Below are 17,488 nucleotides of genomic sequence, written 5' to 3'. Positions count from 1 at the left end.
CTAGCCCTTCAGCGCCTTCTTCGGATAAATGTCGTAGCGGCTGGACTTGCCTTCGAGCTGGTAGGACGGCTTGGCGCCGTCGATGCACGGCGCCTTGCGCGGGCGCTTGACCACCACGCGGTGGCTGGCCAGGGCCAGGGCCGCGTCGAGCAGCGCCGGGGCGTCGAGATCGTCGCCCACCAAGGGGCGGAACAGGCGCATTTCCTTCTTCACCAGCGCGCTCTTGTCGCGGTGCGGGAACATCGGGTCGAGGTAGATCACCTGCGGCGGCTCGCCCTGCCAGGCGCCCATGAGCGCCACGGCGTTGCCGGTCAGCAGCTGCATGTGGGCCACGATGGGCGCCACTTCCGGGTCGCGGGCGGCGCGCGCCAGGCCGTCCTCGAGCAGCGCGGCGATCAGCGGCTGACGCTCGATCAGGCTGACCTCGCACCCCAGGCTGGCGAGGACGAAGGCATCGCGGCCGAGGCCGGCGGTGGCATCCAGCACCCGCGGGCGCACGCCGGGCTGCACGCCGACCGCCTTGGCAATCATCTGCCCGGCGCCGCCACCGAAGCGCCGGCGATGGGCAGCGCCGCCCTCGACGAAGTCGACACGCACCGGCCCCGGCGCATCCGGGCCGAGCTCGGCCAGCTGCAGGCCTTCGTCGCCCAGCTGCAGGGCGAACTCGGCCTCGCCCTCCTCGCCCAGCCCAAGTCGCTCGGCCCACTGGCGGGCGGCGGCGGCATGGGCAGGAGTGAGGGCTTGGATCCGGACTCGGGGGGCAGTGACAGACATCGGGGCTTCCGCGAAATGGGCAGGGCATCGCTGGCGATGCGGGGGCCGCCATTTTGCCAAAGAATGCGCCGGCCTGCCCTATCGCCTGGCTGGCGAACGCCCCAGCAGCACCCAAGCCACCCCGCCCAGCAGCAGCACCGCGGCTAGCAGCAGGCGCCGGTCGAAGGCTTCATCCAGCAACAGCACGCCCAGCACGGCGGTCAGCAGCGGCACGCTGAGCTGGACGGTCGCGGCCTGGGTGGCGCGCAGTGCCGGCAGCACGGCATACCAGAGGGCATAGCCGACACCGGATGCCAGGGCGCCGGAAAGCAGCGCATAGCCAAGGCCGGCAACATCCAGCTGCGCCCACGGCAGGCCGAGCAGGCCGAGCAGCAGTGCCAGCGGCAGCGCCCGGATGAAGTTGCCGGCCGTATGCGCGGTGGCATCGCCGGCGCCGCGCCCGCGCAGGGAATACGCGCCCCAGGCCACCCCGGCCAGCAGCATCAACAGGGCCGGCAGCACAGCCGGCGCACTGGCTCCGGGCAACAGCAGCACGGCCAGGCCGGCAAAGGCCAGCAGCAGGCCGCAACCCTGCCCTGCCGACAGGCGCTCGCCGCGCCACAACCCCCAGAGGATCATGCTGGCCTGCACCGCACCGAACAGCAACAGGGCACCGCTGGCGGCGGACAGTTGCACATAGGCCCAGGAAAACCCCGCCGCGTAGACGAACAGCGCCAGCGCCGAGAGATTGCTGCCCCCCAGCGGCGCGCGCGGTACCGCTGGGCGCAGGCGCACGATCAGCCACAGCGCCAGCGCTCCACCGAGCAGGCGGATGGCGGTGAAGCTGGCGGCATCGATATGACCATCGCGCAGGGCGATGCGGCACAGCAGCGAGTTGGCTGCAAAGGCCAGCATGGCCAGGGCGGTGAGCAGCGCCAGGCGCGGCAGGGGCATGGCAGACATCCAGTCTGTGGTGGTGCGCAGAGGGTAGCGCGAAAGGTGCGGCAGCGGGGTGCGACTTTGGACTGCCGCCTCGCGGCGCAGCGGGTGGACGGGCGCTCGTAGGGTGCGCCGCGCGCACCAATAACCGACGATAGCGGCTTATGGTGCGCAGGGCGCACCCTACAGCAGGTCGAGCTGTTCGCCTCCGCCGCTATCCGGCAACGCCGGCAGACCGGGCAGGCGCGCCATCAGCCGCTCGTGAAAACGCCGCGCCAGTTCGGGCGCCAGGTGGTTGTCAGGGGTATGCAGGAAGACGTGCGGGGTGCGGCCTTCCTCGATCCAGCCGGCGACCTTGTCCAGCCAGGGAGCAAGAAAAGCATCGTTGGCCTCGAGCTGCGGATGACCGATAAAACGCACCTGCGGAAACGCGGTAAAAGCCGCCGGGCGCGGCGGCACGCGCGGCTTCTTGCTCTGCGCATGCAACACCGCCGGAGTGCGCGCGGTGCAGCTGAACAGCGGCCGCGAGTCGAGGCAGATCCGCTCGGCGCCGCGCCCCAGTAGCAGGCGGTTGAGCGCCTTCTCCTCGTCGCCGCGGGCGAAGAACGCCGGGTGGCGCACCTCCACCGCCAGGCTGCGCCCACCCGGTAGCCCCTCGACAAAGGCTGCCAGCTCGCCGAGGCGCGGCGGGCCGAAGCTGGCCGGCAGCTGCAGCCACAGCGGCATGACCCGCGCCCCGAGCGGCGCCAGCAGATCGAGGAACTCGCCGGCAGCGGCGAGATTGGCGCGCAGGTCGCCTTCGTGGCTGATGTCGCGCGGCAGCTTGGCGCAGAAGTGAAAGCCTGCCGGCATCAACTGCGCCCAACGCGCCAGGGTCGCCGCCGCAGGCCGGGCGTAGAAGGTGGTATTGCCTTCCACCGCGTTGAACACCCGGCCGTAGGCGGGAAGAAAGTCACGGCTGGCCAGGCCGGCCGGATACAGCGAACCGCGCCAGGCCGGCTCGTTCCACGACGGGCAGCCGAGGAAGTACGGCAGCACCGCCGGCTCAGGCCTTCTTCGGCGTGGCGACGTTGTCGCGCAGGTACACCGGCTGCGCCTGGTCGGCGACCACCGCCTCGCCGCGCGCCCAGGCGAAGGTGGCGAGGGTCAGCAGGTCCTCGGCGTGCGGCAGCAGGCCAGCATCCATGGCCTGCACCTGCACCGGGATGCGCGAGGCGAAGGCCCAGCCGGTGCCGGCGCCGAACCATTCGCCCTCGGCGCCGCGCGGCAGCGCGACCTGCTCAGGCGGCAACACGGCCTCCACGCCGGCCAGGCGCATCTCGCCCTGTTCCAGGCGATAGCAGCCCCAATACAGCTCGTCCATCCGCGCATCGATGGCGGTCGCCACCTGGGTCGCGCCCTGCTCGCGATGGGCACGCTGGGCCATCACGGCAAGGTTGGAGATCGGCAGCACCGGACGGTCGAGGGCAAAGGCCAGGCCCTGCACCACGCCCACGGCAATGCGCACGCCGGTGAAGGCGCCCGGGCCACGGCCGAAGGCGATGGCCTGCACCGCAGCGAGGGCGATGCCGGCCTCGGCCAGCAGTTCCTGCACCATCGGCAGCACGCGCTGGGCATGCAGGCGCGGAATTACCTCGTAGCGGCTGAAGACACGCCCCTCGTGCAGCAGTGCGACGGAACAGGCTTCGGTGGCGGTATCCAGGGCCAGCAGGGTGGTCATGTCGGAGGTCCGGTACGGTCAAAAACGGGCGGGCATTGTAACAGCACTGCAGAATGCAAACGGCCCGCACAAGGCGGGCCGTCGGCACAGCGCGAAGCGGATCAGCTCAGTGCGGCGAGCACCTTGGCGGTGATCTCTTCGACGCTGCCGACACCCTCGACGCGGGAGTACTTGGGCTTGCCGGCGGAACCTTCTAGGTCTTGATAGAAGCCAACCAGCGGCAGGGTCTGCGCGTGGTACACGTCCAGGCGCTTGCGCACGGTTTCTTCCAGGTCGTCTTCGCGCTGGATCAGCTCTTCACCGGTCTCGTCATCCTTGCCGGCCACCTTCGGCGGGTTGTACTGCAGGTGGTAGGTACGCCCGGAGGCCGGGTGGACGCGGCGGCCGGACATGCGGCTGATGATTTCCGCATCTTCCACGGCGATTTCCAGCACATGGTCGATTTCGACGCCGGCATCGCGCAGCGCTTCGGCCTGCGGGATGGTGCGCGGGAAGCCGTCGAACAGGAAGCCGTTGGCGCAGTCGGCGGCGACGATGCGCTCCTTGATCAGGCCGATGATGATCTCGTCGGAGACCAGGCCGCCGCTCGCCATCACTTCCTTGACCTGCAGGCCCAGCGGGCTCTCGGCCTTGACCGCGGCACGCAGCATGTCGCCGGTGGAGATTTGCGGAATGCCGAATTTCTCGGTGATGAAGCGAGCCTGAGTACCTTTGCCGGCACCCGGCGCCCCCAGCAGAATCACACGCATCGTATTGCTCCAGAAAGGATGTAGGAAATCTTGGATTCGCCTCGTGGGGCCAATCTCGAAATTTTTGTTTTCGCCCCTAGCATGAAATCGGGCGCCGAAAAAGCAGACCAAAATACACAGCTGTCCAGCAGGACACAAGATGCGTACGGATCTACGCTAAACCGCTTCACCCCGTGTTACGCAGTCCCGCCGCGATGCCCGCGACACTCACCAGCAGGGCCTGTTCCAGCGGACTTTCGCCGTGCTCGGCGAGCTTGCGCGAACGCGCCAGAAGCTCCACCTGCAGCAGGTGCAGGGGGTCGAGATAAGGGTCGCGCACGCTGATCGACTCGCGCAGCACCGGGTCATTGCCCAGCAGCTGCGTCTGCCCGGTCAGCCCCAGCACCATACGCACCGCCTGCGACAACAGGTCGCGCAACTGTTGCCCCAATCCGCGCAGGTTTTCCTCGACCAGACGCTCGTCATACAGGCGCGCGATGTCGGCATCGGCCTTGACCAGCACCATCTCCAGCATGTCGATCCGCGTGCGGAAGAACGGCCAATGCGCACGCATCTCCTGCAGCAGCTCGGCCTCGCCGCGCGCCACCGCCCGCTCCAGCGCGGTCTCCCAACCGAGCCAGGCCGGCAGCATCAGCCGCGTCTGGGTCCAGGCGAAGATCCACGGAATCGCCCGCAGGCTCTCCACCCCGCCGCTGCGCCGGCGCGCCGGCCGACTGCCCAGCGGCAGACGGCCCAACTCCAGCTCCGGGGTAGCCTGGCGGAAATACTCGACGAACTGCGGATGCTCGCGCACCACGGCGCGATAGGCAGCCACCCCGTCGGCGGCCAGGTGCTCCATCAGCGCACGCCACTCGGCGGTCGGCGTGGGCGGCGGCAGCAGGGTGGCCTCCAGCACGGCGGCCAGATAAAGGTTGAGGTTCTGCTCGGCGACACCAGGCAGGCCGAACTTGAAGCGGATCACCTCGCCCTGTTCGGTGACGCGAAAACGCCCGGCCACCGAGCCGGGCGGTTGCGAGAGAATGGCCGCATGCGCCGGGCCACCGCCGCGGCCCACGGTGCCGCCGCGGCCGTGGAACAGCAGCAGCTCGACGCCATGCCGGGCGCACACCGCCACCAGCGCCTCCTGGGCGCGGTACTGCGCCCAGGCCGCGGCGACGGTGCCGGCATCCTTGGCCGAATCGGAGTAGCCGATCATCACCTCCTGCGGCCCGGCCAGACCCTCCCGATAGCCGGGCACGGCCAGCAGGCGGTCGATCGCTGCGCCGGCATGCTCCAGATCCTCCAGCGTCTCGAACAGGGGCACGACGCGCAGCGGGCGCTGCAGGCCGGCCTCCTTGAGCAGCAGTTGCACCGCCAGCACATCGCTCGGCGCCCCGGCCATGGAGATCACGTAGGAGCCCAGGGCGGCAGCCGGCGTCTGCGCCGCCACCCGGCAGGTCGCCAGCACCTCGGCGGTGTCCGCAGACGGCCGGCAATGCGCCGGCAGCAATGGTCGCGGATTGGCCAGTTCGCGCTGGAGAAACACCAGGCGCTGCCCCTCGTCCCACTCGGCGTAGCGGCCCAGGCCGAGGTAGGTGGTGATCTCGTCGAGGGCGGCGACATGCCGGCTGGCGTCCTGACGGATGTCCAGGCGCACCAGAAACAGGCCGAAGGTGTGGGCGCGGCGCAGGCTGTCGAGCAGCGGACCGTCAGCGATGCTGTCCATCCCGCAGGCGCTCAGCGAGTCGTAGCAGAGCAGCAGCGGCTCGAGCAGCTCGCCGTTGTCCTGCAGCACCAGCGCATCGGGCGCGCGGCCATCCCGCAGGGCGGCGGCCGCCCAGTCGCGGGTGGCAAACAGCCGCGTGCGCAGCTCGCGCAACAGCGCGCGGTACGGCTCCGGCGTCTCGCCGACCCGCGCGCGCAGGGCGGGACTGGCCTGGTGCATGGACAGGTCGGTAATCAGCCGCTCGACGTCGCGCAGGTGCAGCTCGGCGGCCAGGCGGCGCGCCTGCAGCAGCACCTCGACGGTGACCGCGGCGGTGACGTTGGGATTGCCGTCGCGGTCGCCGCCCATCCACGAGGCGAAGCGCACCGGTGTCGCCGCCAGCGGCAGGCGCGTGCCGCAGCAGCAGTGCAGCAGCTCGTCGACGCCGCGCAGGAAGTCCGGCAGGGCGCGCCACAGCGAATGCTCGATCACCGCAAAGCCCCACTTGGCCTCGTCCACCGGGGTCGGCTTGCTGCGCCGGATCTCCTCGGTATGCCAGACCTCGGCGAGCAGGCGGCACAGTTCGCGGCGTATCCGCGCCTGCTCGCGCCGCGACAGGTCGGCGTGGTCGCGCGCCGCCAGGCAGGCGGCGATGGCATCGTACTTCTGGATCAGAGTGCGCCGGGTCACCTCGGTGGGATGCGCGGTGAGCACCAGCTCGATATCCAGCCCGGCGATCTGCCGCGCCAGGTCCTGCCGGCTGTGGCCGGCGGCCTGCAGACGTTCGAGCAGCTCGCCCAGCAGCCGCTCCTCGAACGGCAGCGGCTCGTCCGCCCGCCGACGGCGGACGCGATGGTACTGCTCGGCGATGTTGGCCAGGTTGAGAAACTGGTTGAACGCGCGCGCCACCGGCAACAGCTCGTCCTCGGCCAGGGCATCGAGGGTCTGCGCCAGCTGCCGCGCGCCCTCCGCCGAGCCGCGCCGCGCCGTCTTGGCGCCCTGGCGGATGTGCTCGATCTTAACCAGGAACTTCGCGCCGCGCTCGGCGCGGAAGGTGTCACCGAGCAGCTCGCCCAACAGGTGCACATCCTCGCGCAGTCGTGCGTCGATTTCCGCCATGCCCTTTCTCCCGCCCACGCTTCGTTGCTGCCCGTTACACCCACAGGGCTGCACGAGTGCCAATGGCAGTCTAGGCTTTTTCTCAGGACACCTGCGTTACCGACAGCAACCCCAGGCCGGGAGGTATCGATGAAGATCCGCGATCTGGTCAACGAGTGGGAGCTCAGCGCCAAGGGTGCGCTGAGCAAGAGCACCTATTGCATTCCACTGGATCTGGAGTCGGCCGCGCGCCTCGCGGCCCTCAGGGAGATGTACCCCAGGCGGAGCACCGAGGAACTGCTGGGCGGACTGGTTGGCGCCGCGCTGCAGGAACTGGAGGAAAGCTTTGCCTATGTGAAGGGAAGCAAGGTGGTGGCCACCGACGAGCAGGGCGATCCGCTGTACGAGGACATCGGCCTGACTCCCCGCTTCCTTGCCCTCGCCCGCAAACATAGACAGGAGCTGAGCCAGAGCGACGACGACGACTTCTGAGCCGACGCACTCAGAAACAGTCCCGCGACGGGATTGTTGCCGGAACGGACCTCTCCGCCCCGGCCTAAGCCCGTGGCTGGAATTTGCCCCGGCAAACCGCCCATACTCATGCCAAGCGTACCGTTCGTCCGGCCCCGCTGGTCCGGACGCAGCGGAACGCAAGGCAACTCGCGGTACCCGTGCGAGTCTGACTCTGTCTAGATCACAGCCCAAGGACACCCATGCCCCGCGTCTCACGCCTTCTCGCGCTTCTGGCCGGCCTCTGGCTGGGCAACGCCCAGGCCGCCGTCAACGAGATTGACGCCGTGAGCTACGGTTTTCCGCTGGCCAACCCGTTCGAGGCGACCATCGCCACCGCGCCGCCGGAGTTGCGCCCCGCCCTGCCGGACGCTGCCGATATCGACCAGGCCGACTACAGCCTGCGCCTGCGCCCGCGGCGTGAGCTGCCGGACAACTTCTGGCCGGTCAAGTCGCTGAAGTACCGCCTGGCCCGCCAGAACGGCCCGGCACCGCTGGTGTTCATCATCTCCGGCACCGGGGCGCACTACGCCAACGAAAAGACCGAGGACCTGAAACGGCTGTTCTACGGCGCCGGCTACCATGTGGTGCAACTGTCCTCGCCGACCAGCTACGACTTCATGGCCGCGGCCTCGCGGCATGCCACCCCGGGCATTTCCGACCGCGATGCCATCGACCTGTACCAGGTGATGGAGAAAGTTCGCGAGCAGCAGCGGGATCTGCCGGTGACCGGCTATGACCTGGTCGGCTACAGCCTCGGCGGCCTGAACGCCGCCTTCGTCAGCCACCTCGATGAAAGCCGCAAGGCGTTCAACTTCCACCGGGTGCTGCTGATCAACCCGCCGGTGAACCTGTACACCTCGGTGGCCAATCTCGACCGCCTGGTGCAGACCGAGGTCAAGGGCGTCGACAACAGCAGCACCTTCTACGACCTGGTGCTCGGCAAGCTGGCGCGCTACTTCGAAGAGCGCGGCACGGCGCAGATCGACGCGGCGATGCTCTACGACTTCCAGCAGTCGAAACAGCGGCTCTCCGACGAGGAGATGGCCATGCTGATCGGCACGGTCTTCCGCTTCGCCGCGGCCGACATTGCCTTTACCTCGGACCTGATCAACCGCCGCGGCTTCATCATCCCGCCGACCTATCCGATGGACGAGGGCACCAGCCTCACCCCCTTCTTCAAGCGCGCCCTGCTCTGCGACTTCGAGTGCTACATCCACGAGCAGCTGATGCCGTACTGGCGACGGCAGGGCGACGGCAAGAGCCTGCTGCAGATGATCGACCAGGTCAGCCTCTACTCGTTGCGCACCTACCTGGCCAGCAGCGACAAGATCCGCGTATTCCACAACCGCGACGATATGATCCTCAGTCCGGGCGATCTCGGCTTTCTGCGCCGCACTCTCGGCGAGCGCCTGACGCTGTTTCCGTATGGCGGGCACTGCGGCAACATGAACTACCGGGTCAACACCCAGGCCATGCTGGAGTTCCTCCGTGACTGAGCATTCCCTGCGCGCCCTGCTGCTGGGCGCCCTGCTGACCCTGAGCGGCATCGCCGTGGCCGAGCCCGACGCCGACGGCTTCACCCGGCCACTGGAGGCGCTGAAGTTCAACCCGCAGCTCAACCAGCACGAGTTCGAGCGCGCCACACTGGTCGCACTGGTAGTGAACGACCCCTGGGAGGAGTGGAACCGGCGCATCTACCACTTCAACCAGCGCTTCGACGAATGGGTCTACCTGCCGCTGGTCAATGGCTACCGTTTCGTCACCCCTCGGGTGCTGCGCAGCGGCGTCAGCCACTTCTTCGCCAACCTCGGCGAGGTCCCCAACCTGGCCAACCACCTGCTGCAGCTCGAGGGCCGCGACGCCCTGCACACCACCACGCGCCTGCTGCTCAATACCACCCTCGGCGTCGGCGGGCTGTGGGACCCGGCCAGCCACATGGGCCTGGAGCGGCGCGCCGAGGACTTCGGCCAGACGCTCGGCTACTGGGGTGCCGAGGAAGGCCCCTACCTGGTGCTGCCGCTGCTCGGCCCGTCCAACCTGCGCGATACCGGCGGGCTGGCCTTCGACAGCACCGTGGGCAGCGCGCTGAACCTCGCCGACCTCAGCGGCCTCACCGCGCGGCCGGCCGAGTACTACAGCCTGATGGCCATCGACCGCCGCCACATCAACGACTTCCGCTACGGCCAGCTCAATACGCCGTTCGAGTACGAGAAGGTGCGCTACGTCTACACCGAGGCGCGGCGCCTGCAGATCCGCGAGTGAGACACCCAATCAATCGACATGACCGATGGATTTGACGCAAAAACAGCACCCAACGATCCAGTCCATTGAACCAGAATGGTGGCACAACCTGAATCAAGGAGCTGCGCCATGAGCTACCCCCATTACCGCGACATCCTCGACCTGCACAGCGGCCGCGCCACTTCGGACGGCGCTGGCGTGCGCCTGACCCGCATCATCGGCGGTGCCGGCCTGGAGCGCTTCGACCCCGTCCTGATGCTGGATGCCTTCGACTCCTTCGACGCACGCGACTACATCGGCGGCTTCCCGGCGCACCCGCACCGCGGCTTCGAGACCGTGACGGTCATGATCGAGGGACGCATGCGCCATGAGGACCAACTCGGCCACCGCGGCCTGCTCGAACCCGGCGGCGTGCAGTGGATGACCGCGGCACGCGGCATCGTCCACAGCGAGATGCCCGAGCAGGAGCAGGGCCGCCTGTTCGGCTTCCAGCTCTGGCTCAACCTGCCGGCGGCAGACAAGATGGGCCCGGCCGGCTACCGTGACTTCGCCCCGGGCGAGATTCCGCAGCTGACCAGCGCCCACGGCGTCGGGGTGCGGGTGATCGCCGGGCGCTTCAAGGAAGGCACGCAGGAGCAGGCCGGCGCCGTGCAGCGCCCGCATACCGAGCCGCAGCTGTTCGACCTGAGTTTTCCCGCCGGCGCCTGCCTGATGCCGGATCTGCCGCGCGGCCACAACGTGCTGCTGCACGTCTTTGAGGGCGAGCTGACCGTGCGCGGCCAGCACGACCAGACCATCCCCAGCGGCCAGCTGGCCCGCCTGAGCGATGGCGACAACCTGCACCTGACCAGCGCCAACGGTGCCCGGGCGCTGCTGATCGCCGCACGGCCGCTGCACGAGCCGATCGTGCAGTACGGTCCGTTCGTGATGAACAGCCGGGAGGAAATCGAGCAGGCGCTGGACGACTATCGCAACGGGCGTTTCGCCTGAGCGGTACGCCCGTGCAGTCTCGTCAGCCGTAGAGCTTCGGCTCGCCCTCCGGGCGGGTCTTGAAGCGCCGGTGCGCCCACAGGTACTGCTCGGGACAGACGCGCACCGCCTGTTCGACCCACTGGTTGATACGCAGGCAGTCGGCTTCCTCGCTGGCGCCGGGGAAGTCTTGCAGCGGCGGATGGATGGTCAGGCGATAGCCGGAGCCATCGGCCAGGCGCTGCTGGGTGAAGGGGATCACGCGCGCCTTGCCCAGGCGGGCGAACTTGCTGGTGGCGGTGACGGTGGCCGCGGGGACGCCGAACAGCGGTACGAAAATACTCTGCTTGCGGCCATAGTCCTGGTCCGGCGCGTACCAGATGGCATGGCCGGCGCGCAGCACCTTGAGCATGGCGCGCACGTCATCGCGCTCGATGGCGCTGGCGTCGAGGTTGTGCCGCTCGCGACCGTGGCGCTGGATATAGTCGAACAGCGGGTTCTTGTGCTCGCGGTACATGCCGTCGATGGTGTGGCGCTGGCCGAGCAGCGCGGCGCCGATTTCCAGGGTGGTGAAGTGCAGGGACATCAGGATCACCCCCTGCCCCTCGCGCTGGGCAGCCTGCAGGTGTTCCAGCCCCTCGACATGCGCCAGGCGGGCCAGGCGGGCACGTGGCCACCACCAGCTCATCGCCATCTCGAAGAAGGCGATACCACTGGAGGCGAAGTTCTCGCGCAGCAGGCGCGCACGCTCGCTGGCGGAGAGCTCGGGAAAACACAGCTCGAGGTTGCGTGCAGCGATATGCCGGCGCGACCTGGCACCCAGCAGCATCAGGGCACCGAGCGCTCGCCCGAGCTTCAGCAGCGCCTTGTAGGGCAGCTGCACCACCAACCAGAGCAACCCCAACCCCAGCCACAGCAGCCAGAAGCGCGGATGAAGAAAGGCAGCACGAAAGCGGGGACGTTCCATCAACACATCCAGTCAGGCGAACAGGCCGATTATTCTACCCCGTCACGCACGGGCGAATCAGCCATGCATGCAACTTGCGACCCCGTTGGGTTGTCGCTATAAGTCCTCGGCATATTCCAGGCTGCAACCGACATGAACCTAGCTGATCTGACCGACCAAGACCCCGTATTCCGGCTCAAGGGCAACATGCTCGCGATCACCGTGCTGGAGCTTGCCCGCAACGACCTGGCACGCCTCGACCGGCAGCTGGCCGAGAAGGTCGCCAAGGCGCCCAACTTCTTCAACGACACCCCCGTGCTGCTCGGCCTCGAGCATCTCGCCGAAGCGGATGCCGAGCTGGATCTCGGCAGCCTGCTTGATATCTGCCACCGCCACGGCCTGCTGGCCCTCGGCGCGCGCGCCAGCCGCCCCGGCGACATCGCGGCGGTCGAAGAGCTGGGCCTGCCGTTGCTGCCCCCGGCCAGCGGGCGCGAGCGGCCACTGCCCGAGCCCATCGAGGCACCGCCCCCCGAGCCGGCGGAGGCAGAGCCGGCCGAGGACGCGCAACCAGCCGAACCCGAGGTGCAACCGACCCTCGTCATCACCCGTCCGGTGCGCGGCGGTCAGCAGATCTATGCCCACGGCGGCGATCTGGTGGTGCTGTCGGCGGTCAGCCCAGGGGCGGAACTTATCGCCGACGGCAATATCCATGTCTACGGTCCGCTGCGCGGGCGCGTATTGGCCGGAGCGAATGGCAATGTCGAGGCGCGAATCTTCTGCCAGCAACTGACTGCCGAACTGCTCTCCATCGCCGGCCGCTACAAGGTCGCCGAGGATCTGCGGCGCAGTCCGCAGTGGGGCAAAGCGGTGCAAGTCAGCCTGTCGGGCGACGTGTTGAACATCACCCGCCTTTAACGGATACTCCCGGCCAATTCAGGGACCTGAAACCATTCATCTGGGGTAAACACCTTGGCGAAAATCATTGTTGTAACTTCCGGCAAGGGTGGCGTGGGCAAGACGACTTCCAGCGCCGCCATCGGCACCGGCCTCGCCCTGCGTGGGCACAAGACCGTGATCGTCGACTTCGACGTCGGTCTGCGTAACCTCGACCTGATCATGGGCTGCGAACGCCGCGTGGTGTACGACTTCGTCAACGTGATCCACAACGAGGCGACCCTCGGCCAGGCCCTGATCAAGGACAAGCGCCTCGACAACCTCTACGTGCTGGCCGCCAGCCAGACCCGCGACAAGGAAGCGCTGACCAAGGAAGGCGTCGAGCGGGTCATGGAGGAGCTGAAGAAGGACTTCGAGTATATCCTCTGCGACTCCCCGGCGGGCATCGAGACCGGTGCGCACATGGCGATGTACTTCGCCGACATCGCCATCGTCGTGACCAACCCGGAAGTGTCCTCGGTACGCGACTCCGACCGCATCCTCGGCCTGCTCGCCAGCAAGTCGCAGCGCGCGGAAAAAGGCGAGGAGCCAATCAAGGAACACCTGCTGCTGACCCGCTACAACCCCGAGCGCGTCGCCAAGGGCGAGATGCTCAGCGTCGACGACGTCGAGGAGATCCTCTCCATCGGTCTGATCGGCGTGATCCCCGAATCCCAGGCGGTGCTCAAGGCCTCCAACCAGGGCGTGCCAGTGATCCTCGACGAGCAGAGCGATGCCGGCCAGGCCTACGGCGACGCGGTCGATCGCCTGCTCGGCAAGGAAGTGCCACACCGCTTCCTCGAAGTGCAGAAAAAGGGACTGCTGCAACGCCTGTTCGGAGGCCGTGAATGAGCATCTTCGACTTCCTCCTCTCGCGCAAGAAGACCACCTCTGCCTCGATCGCCAAGGAACGCCTGCAGATCATCGTCGCCCATGAGCGCGGGAGCCGCGGCCAGCCCGACTATCTGCCGGCCCTGCAGGAAGAGTTGATCGCGGTCATCCGTAAGTACGTACCCATCGACCAGGACCAAGTCCAGGTCGCTCTGGAAAACCAGGGCACCTGCTCGATCCTGGAGCTCAACATCACCCTGCCCGAGCGCTGATCGGGCCCGGGTGTGTCATGCGGCGGCCTGCGGGCCGCCGCTGTCATTTGTGGAACCCCCATGCCACTGTCGAATATCGAAATCGTCCACCAGGACGCCGCCCTGCTGGTCATCAACAAGCCAACCCTGCTGCTCTCGGTGCCCGGCCGCGCCGAGGACAACCGTGACTGCCTGGTCACCCGTCTGCAGGACAACGGCTATCCGGAGGCACGCATCGTCCACCGCCTGGACTGGGAAACCTCCGGCCTGATCGTGCTGGCCCGCGATGCCGACAGCCACCGCGAACTGTCGCGCCAGTTCCACGACCGCGAGACGGAAAAGGCCTACACCGCCCTGTGCTGGGGCCAGCCGGCCAGCGACAGCGGGCGCATCGAGCTGCCGCTGCGCTACGATCCGCCGAACAAGCCGCGGCACATCGTCGACCATGAGCTGGGCAAGCATGCCCTGACCTTCTGGCGCGTGGTCGAGCGCTGCGGCGACTGGTGCCGGGTCGAGCTGACCCCGATTACCGGCCGTTCCCATCAGCTGCGCGTGCACATGCTGTCCATCGGCCACCCGCTGCTCGGCGACCGCCTGTACGCCCACGAGCAGGCGCTGGCCGCCCATGAGCGCCTGTGCCTGCACGCCAGCCTGCTGTGCCTGACCCATCCGCAAACCGGCGAGCGGCTGCGCTTCGAGAGCCCGGCGCCGTTCTGAGCACGGCCCCGCCGGCCATATTCCGGTAAACTCCGCCGATCACTGCCGCCGGAGCTGTCATGCGCGAAGAACTCAACCAGGGCCTGATCGACTTCCTCAAGGCCTCGCCGTCGCCCTTCCATGCCACCGCCAGTCTGGCCCACCGCCTGGAGGCTGCCGGCTACCAGCGTCTCGACGAGCGCGAGCCGTGGCAGGCACAGCCCGGCGGACGCTACTACGTCACCCGCAACGACTCCTCGCTGATCGCCATCCAGCTCGGCCGCCGCGCCCCGCTGGAGGGCGGTCTGCGCCTGGTCGGCACGCATACCGACAGCCCCTGCCTGCGGGTCAAGCCGCAGCCGGAACTGGCGCGCCAGGGCTACTGGCAGCTGGGCGTGGAAGTCTACGGGGGCATGCTGCTGGCGCCGTGGTTCGACCGCGACCTGTCGCTGGCTGGGCGCGTCACCTTCAGGCAGCACGGCAAGCTGCACAGCCGGCTGATCGACTTCAAGGCACCGATCGCGGTGATCCCCAACCTGGCCATCCACCTCAACCGCGAGGCCAACCAGGGCTGGGAAATCAACAAGCAGACCGAGCTGCCGCCCATCCTCGCCCAGCTGGCCGCCGGCGAGCAGCGCGATTTCCGCACCCTGCTCGCCAAGCAGCTGGAGCATGAACACGGCATCCAGGTGGAGGCCGTGCTCGACTTCGAGCTGAGCTTCTACGACACGCAGAGCGCGGCAGTGATCGGCCTCGAACAGGAGTTCATCGCCGGCGCGCGGCTGGACAACCTGCTGTCCTGCTACGCCGGCCTCGAGGCGCTGCTGGCCGCCGGCGCCGAGGAAAGCTGCGTGCTGGTGTGCACCGACCACGAGGAAATCGGCTCCTGCTCGGCCTGCGGCGCCGATGGCCCGCTGCTGGAGCAGGTGCTGCGCCGCCTGCTTAGCGACGAGGAAACCTTCGTCCGCGCAATCCAGCGCTCGCTGCTGGTCTCCGCCGACAACGCCCACGGCGTCCACCCCAACTATGCCGACAAGCACGATGGCAACCACGGTCCGAGCCTCAACGGCGGCCCGGTGATCAAGGTCAACAACAACCAGCGCTACGCCAGCAACAGCGAAACCGCCGGCTTCTTCCGCCAGCTGTGCCTCGAGCATGCGGTGCCGGTGCAGTGCTTCGTCACCCGCAGCGACCTCGGCTGCGGCTCGACCATCGGGCCGATCACCGCCAGCAAGCTCGGCGTGCCCACCATCGACATCGGCCTGCCGACCTTCGCCATGCACTCGATCCGCGAGCTGGCTGGCAGTCACGACCTGGCGCATCTGGTTAAGGTGTTGACCGCCTTCTACCAGAGCCCAGAACTGGCCTAAGCGGAGCGCGTAGCGTGGCATTGGCGATCTTCGACCTCGACGACACCCTGATCGGCGGCAACAGCCCCAGCCTGTGGCTGGAACACCTGGCCGACATCGGCTGGCTCGACCGTGAGTCCTTCATTCCCCGCGAGCAGGAGCTGGTGGCGCTGTATGCCGCGCTGCAGGTCAGCCTGGAGGACTACATGGCCTTCTGCCTGCAGCCGCTGGTCGGCCGTTCGCGCGAAGAGGTCGAGTACGTCGCCGGCCCCTTCGTCGAGGCGATCATCGAGCCGCTGATCCACAGCGACGGCATGCGCGCAATCGCCAAGCATCGCGCCGCTGGCGACCGCATCCTGATGATCTCCGCCTCGCCAACCTTTCTGGTGCAGGCCATCGCCGCACGCCTGGGCATCGCCGAGGTACTGGCCACCGAGCTGGAACTGCAGCACGGTCACTACAGCGGCCGCCTCAGCGGCATCCCCGCCGCCCGCGAGGGCAAGATCCAGCGCCTGGCGCAGTGGCTGGAGGCGCAAGGGGAGGCGCTGAGCGGGGCGCACTTCTACTCCGACTCGCGCAACGACCTGCCGCTGCTGTGCCACGTTGAACATCCCCATGCGGTCAACCCGGATGCCGCGCTGCGCGAGCATGCCGAGCGACATGGCTGGGACGTTCTGGACTGGCGCTGAGCGCCCGCCGACAGAGAGGGGTGGCACGCGACCAGGGACGCGACGCGTCCCCAGCCACAGCGGAACCACTCAGTTCAGACTGGCATCCACCACCAACACCACCTTGCCCTGCACCTCGTTGCTGGCCAGTGCGGCAAAGGCCGCCTCGGCATCGCTGATCGGGTAGCTGCGCTCGAGCTGCGGCTTCAGGCGTCCCTCGCTGAACAGCGGCCAGACGTGCTGTTCCAGCTCGGCCAGCAGCTGCGCCTTGGACTCGGCATCGCGGCTGCGCAGGGTCGAGCCGATCATCTGGATGCGCTTGCCCAGCAACAGGGCCAGATCCAGCTGGGCCTTGCGTCCGCCCATCAGACCGATGATCACCCAGCGCCCATCCTGGCCGAGCAGCTTGAGGTTCAGCTCGGCGTAGCTGGCACCCACTGGATCGAGGATCACGTCGAACGGCGCGAAGTCACGCAGGCCGTCGAGGGTCTCGCCGCGAATCACCCCACCCTGGGCGCCCAGGGCCTCGCAATAGGCCAGCCGTTCGGCCGAGCCGACGCTGACCCAGCACGGACTGCCAAACGCCTTGCACAGCTGGATGCCGGCAGAACCGACGCCGCTGGCACCGGCGTGCAGCAGCACCTTCTCGCCCGGCAACAGGCGGCCCAGCTGGAAGAGGTTGAGCCAGGCGGTGGCGTAGACCTCCGGCAGCACCGCGGCCTCCTGCAGGCTCAGCCCCTCGGGCACCGGCAGGGCGTGGCCGGCATCCACCACCACCTCCTCAGCCATGCCGCCGCCGGCCAGCAGCGCGCACACCCGGTCGCCCACGCGCCAGCGACTGCCGGCCCCCACCTCGCTGACCACTCCGGAGCACTCCAGACCCAGCACCGGGGTCACGCCCGGCGGCGGCGGGTACAGGCCGTTGCGCTGCAGCAGGTCGGCGCGATTGAGACCCGCGGCCGCCACGCGGATGCGGATCTGGCCGACGTCGCACTCCGGGCGCGGCTGTGCGCCCCACTCCAGCTGTCCCTCGATACCTTGCAATGCGTTCACGCTACCTCCATATTGTTGAATACCCGGCGCCCGTTGAGCGCGCCGGAGTCTGCGGCCGGATTGTTACCCGGAAACTGGCTTCACGTCAGCCTCCC

Annotated in this window: 18 protein-coding genes; 10 read left to right on the top strand and 8 right to left on the bottom strand. The window is 68.2% G+C overall.

All coding sequences use genetic code 11. The features are described 5' to 3' along the window. The 6 genes from KRX52_RS08440 to ppc all read right to left on the bottom strand — a co-directional run bounded on the left by KRX52_RS08440 (window position 1) and on the right by ppc (window position 6,964). Window positions 1-774 (bottom strand): class I SAM-dependent methyltransferase, encoded by a 774-nt coding sequence (locus tag KRX52_RS08440; protein ID WP_217681295.1) that lies wholly within the window; start codon window positions 772-774, stop codon window positions 1-3. Window positions 775-852: 78 nt separating this feature from the next. Further along, window positions 853-1,707: a DMT family transporter gene (locus KRX52_RS08435; RefSeq protein WP_217681294.1), complete on the bottom strand. Its 855-nt coding sequence runs from the start codon at window positions 1,705-1,707 to the stop codon at window positions 853-855. 168 nt (window positions 1,708-1,875) lie between these two features. Continuing rightward, window positions 1,876-2,730, bottom strand: coding sequence for a DUF72 domain-containing protein (locus KRX52_RS08430; RefSeq protein ID WP_217681293.1), 855 nt, complete (start codon window positions 2,728-2,730; stop codon window positions 1,876-1,878). Window positions 2,731-2,737: 7 nt separating this feature from the next. Then, window positions 2,738-3,412 carry a tRNA (adenosine(37)-N6)-threonylcarbamoyltransferase complex dimerization subunit type 1 TsaB gene (gene tsaB, locus KRX52_RS08425; RefSeq protein WP_217681292.1) on the bottom strand — a complete coding sequence of 225 codons (675 nt, stop codon included), beginning with the start codon at window positions 3,410-3,412 and terminating at the stop codon, window positions 2,738-2,740. A 101-nt stretch (window positions 3,413-3,513) separates the two neighbouring features. Beyond that, entirely contained in the window at window positions 3,514-4,161 is a 648-nt protein-coding gene (adk, locus tag KRX52_RS08420) for an adenylate kinase (RefSeq protein WP_217681291.1), read from the bottom strand. 166 nt (window positions 4,162-4,327) lie between these two features. Beyond that, complete coding sequence (ppc, locus tag KRX52_RS08415) at window positions 4,328-6,964, bottom strand: phosphoenolpyruvate carboxylase (RefSeq protein WP_217681290.1); 2,637 nt, start codon at window positions 6,962-6,964, stop codon at window positions 4,328-4,330. Between the two features lie 129 nt (window positions 6,965-7,093). Between ppc and KRX52_RS08410 the strand changes: the two genes are divergently transcribed. The 4 genes from KRX52_RS08410 to KRX52_RS08395 all read left to right on the top strand — a co-directional run bounded on the left by KRX52_RS08410 (window position 7,094) and on the right by KRX52_RS08395 (window position 10,687). Then, the gene (locus KRX52_RS08410) at window positions 7,094-7,435 is read left to right on the top strand and encodes a pilin assembly protein (protein WP_217681289.1); all 342 of its coding nucleotides are present in this window, start codon (window positions 7,094-7,096) and stop codon (window positions 7,433-7,435) included. 221 nt (window positions 7,436-7,656) lie between these two features. Next, the gene (locus KRX52_RS08405; protein WP_217681288.1) at window positions 7,657-8,952 is read left to right on the top strand and encodes an alpha/beta fold hydrolase; all 1,296 of its coding nucleotides are present in this window, start codon (window positions 7,657-7,659) and stop codon (window positions 8,950-8,952) included. Window positions 8,953-8,971: 19 nt separating this feature from the next. After that, window positions 8,972-9,718: an MlaA family lipoprotein gene (locus tag KRX52_RS08400; RefSeq protein WP_437439695.1), complete on the top strand. Its 747-nt coding sequence runs from the start codon at window positions 8,972-8,974 to the stop codon at window positions 9,716-9,718. 108 nt (window positions 9,719-9,826) lie between these two features. Next, window positions 9,827-10,687, top strand: a complete 861-nt coding sequence (locus KRX52_RS08395) for a pirin family protein (protein ID WP_217681287.1) — start codon at window positions 9,827-9,829, stop codon at window positions 10,685-10,687. A gap of 22 nt (window positions 10,688-10,709) precedes the next feature. Here KRX52_RS08395 and KRX52_RS08390 read toward each other — a convergent pair whose 3' ends face one another. Beyond that, the gene (locus KRX52_RS08390; RefSeq protein WP_217681286.1) at window positions 10,710-11,633 is read right to left on the bottom strand and encodes a lipid A biosynthesis lauroyl acyltransferase; all 924 of its coding nucleotides are present in this window, start codon (window positions 11,631-11,633) and stop codon (window positions 10,710-10,712) included. A gap of 132 nt (window positions 11,634-11,765) precedes the next feature. On the opposite strand from KRX52_RS08390, the gene minC reads away from it, so the two are divergent. Genes minC through KRX52_RS08360 form a run of 6 tightly spaced genes read left to right on the top strand, consistent with a single transcriptional unit; the run spans window position 11,766 to window position 16,361 of the window. After that, the gene (gene minC, locus KRX52_RS08385) at window positions 11,766-12,527 is read left to right on the top strand and encodes a septum site-determining protein MinC (protein WP_217681285.1); all 762 of its coding nucleotides are present in this window, start codon (window positions 11,766-11,768) and stop codon (window positions 12,525-12,527) included. A 54-nt stretch (window positions 12,528-12,581) separates the two neighbouring features. Further along, a complete protein-coding gene (minD, locus tag KRX52_RS08380; RefSeq protein ID WP_217681284.1) occupies window positions 12,582-13,397 on the top strand; it encodes a septum site-determining protein MinD in 816 nt (271 codons plus the stop codon). Further along, a complete protein-coding gene (minE, locus tag KRX52_RS08375) occupies window positions 13,394-13,648 on the top strand; it encodes a cell division topological specificity factor MinE (RefSeq protein WP_217681283.1) in 255 nt (84 codons plus the stop codon). The genes minD and minE overlap by 4 nt, the downstream gene beginning before the upstream one ends. A gap of 60 nt (window positions 13,649-13,708) precedes the next feature. After that, window positions 13,709-14,344, top strand: coding sequence for an RluA family pseudouridine synthase (locus tag KRX52_RS08370; RefSeq protein WP_217681282.1), 636 nt, complete (start codon window positions 13,709-13,711; stop codon window positions 14,342-14,344). Window positions 14,345-14,403: 59 nt separating this feature from the next. Next, a complete protein-coding gene (locus KRX52_RS08365) occupies window positions 14,404-15,693 on the top strand; it encodes a M18 family aminopeptidase (RefSeq protein WP_217681281.1) in 1,290 nt (429 codons plus the stop codon). Window positions 15,694-15,707: 14 nt separating this feature from the next. Next, a complete protein-coding gene (locus tag KRX52_RS08360; RefSeq protein ID WP_217681280.1) occupies window positions 15,708-16,361 on the top strand; it encodes an HAD family hydrolase in 654 nt (217 codons plus the stop codon). A 69-nt stretch (window positions 16,362-16,430) separates the two neighbouring features. On the opposite strand, the gene KRX52_RS08355 is transcribed toward KRX52_RS08360, so the two are convergent. Then, entirely contained in the window at window positions 16,431-17,393 is a 963-nt protein-coding gene (locus KRX52_RS08355) for an NAD(P)H-quinone oxidoreductase (protein WP_217681279.1), read from the bottom strand. Window positions 17,394-17,488 lie beyond the last annotated feature (95 nt).

Source organism: Geopseudomonas aromaticivorans (assembly GCF_019097855.1).
GTDB classification, from domain to species: domain Bacteria; phylum Pseudomonadota; class Gammaproteobacteria; order Pseudomonadales; family Pseudomonadaceae; genus Geopseudomonas; species Geopseudomonas aromaticivorans.
The sequence above is the reverse complement of the archived record's forward strand: the minus strand, read 5'-3'. Positions and strand labels throughout refer to the sequence as shown.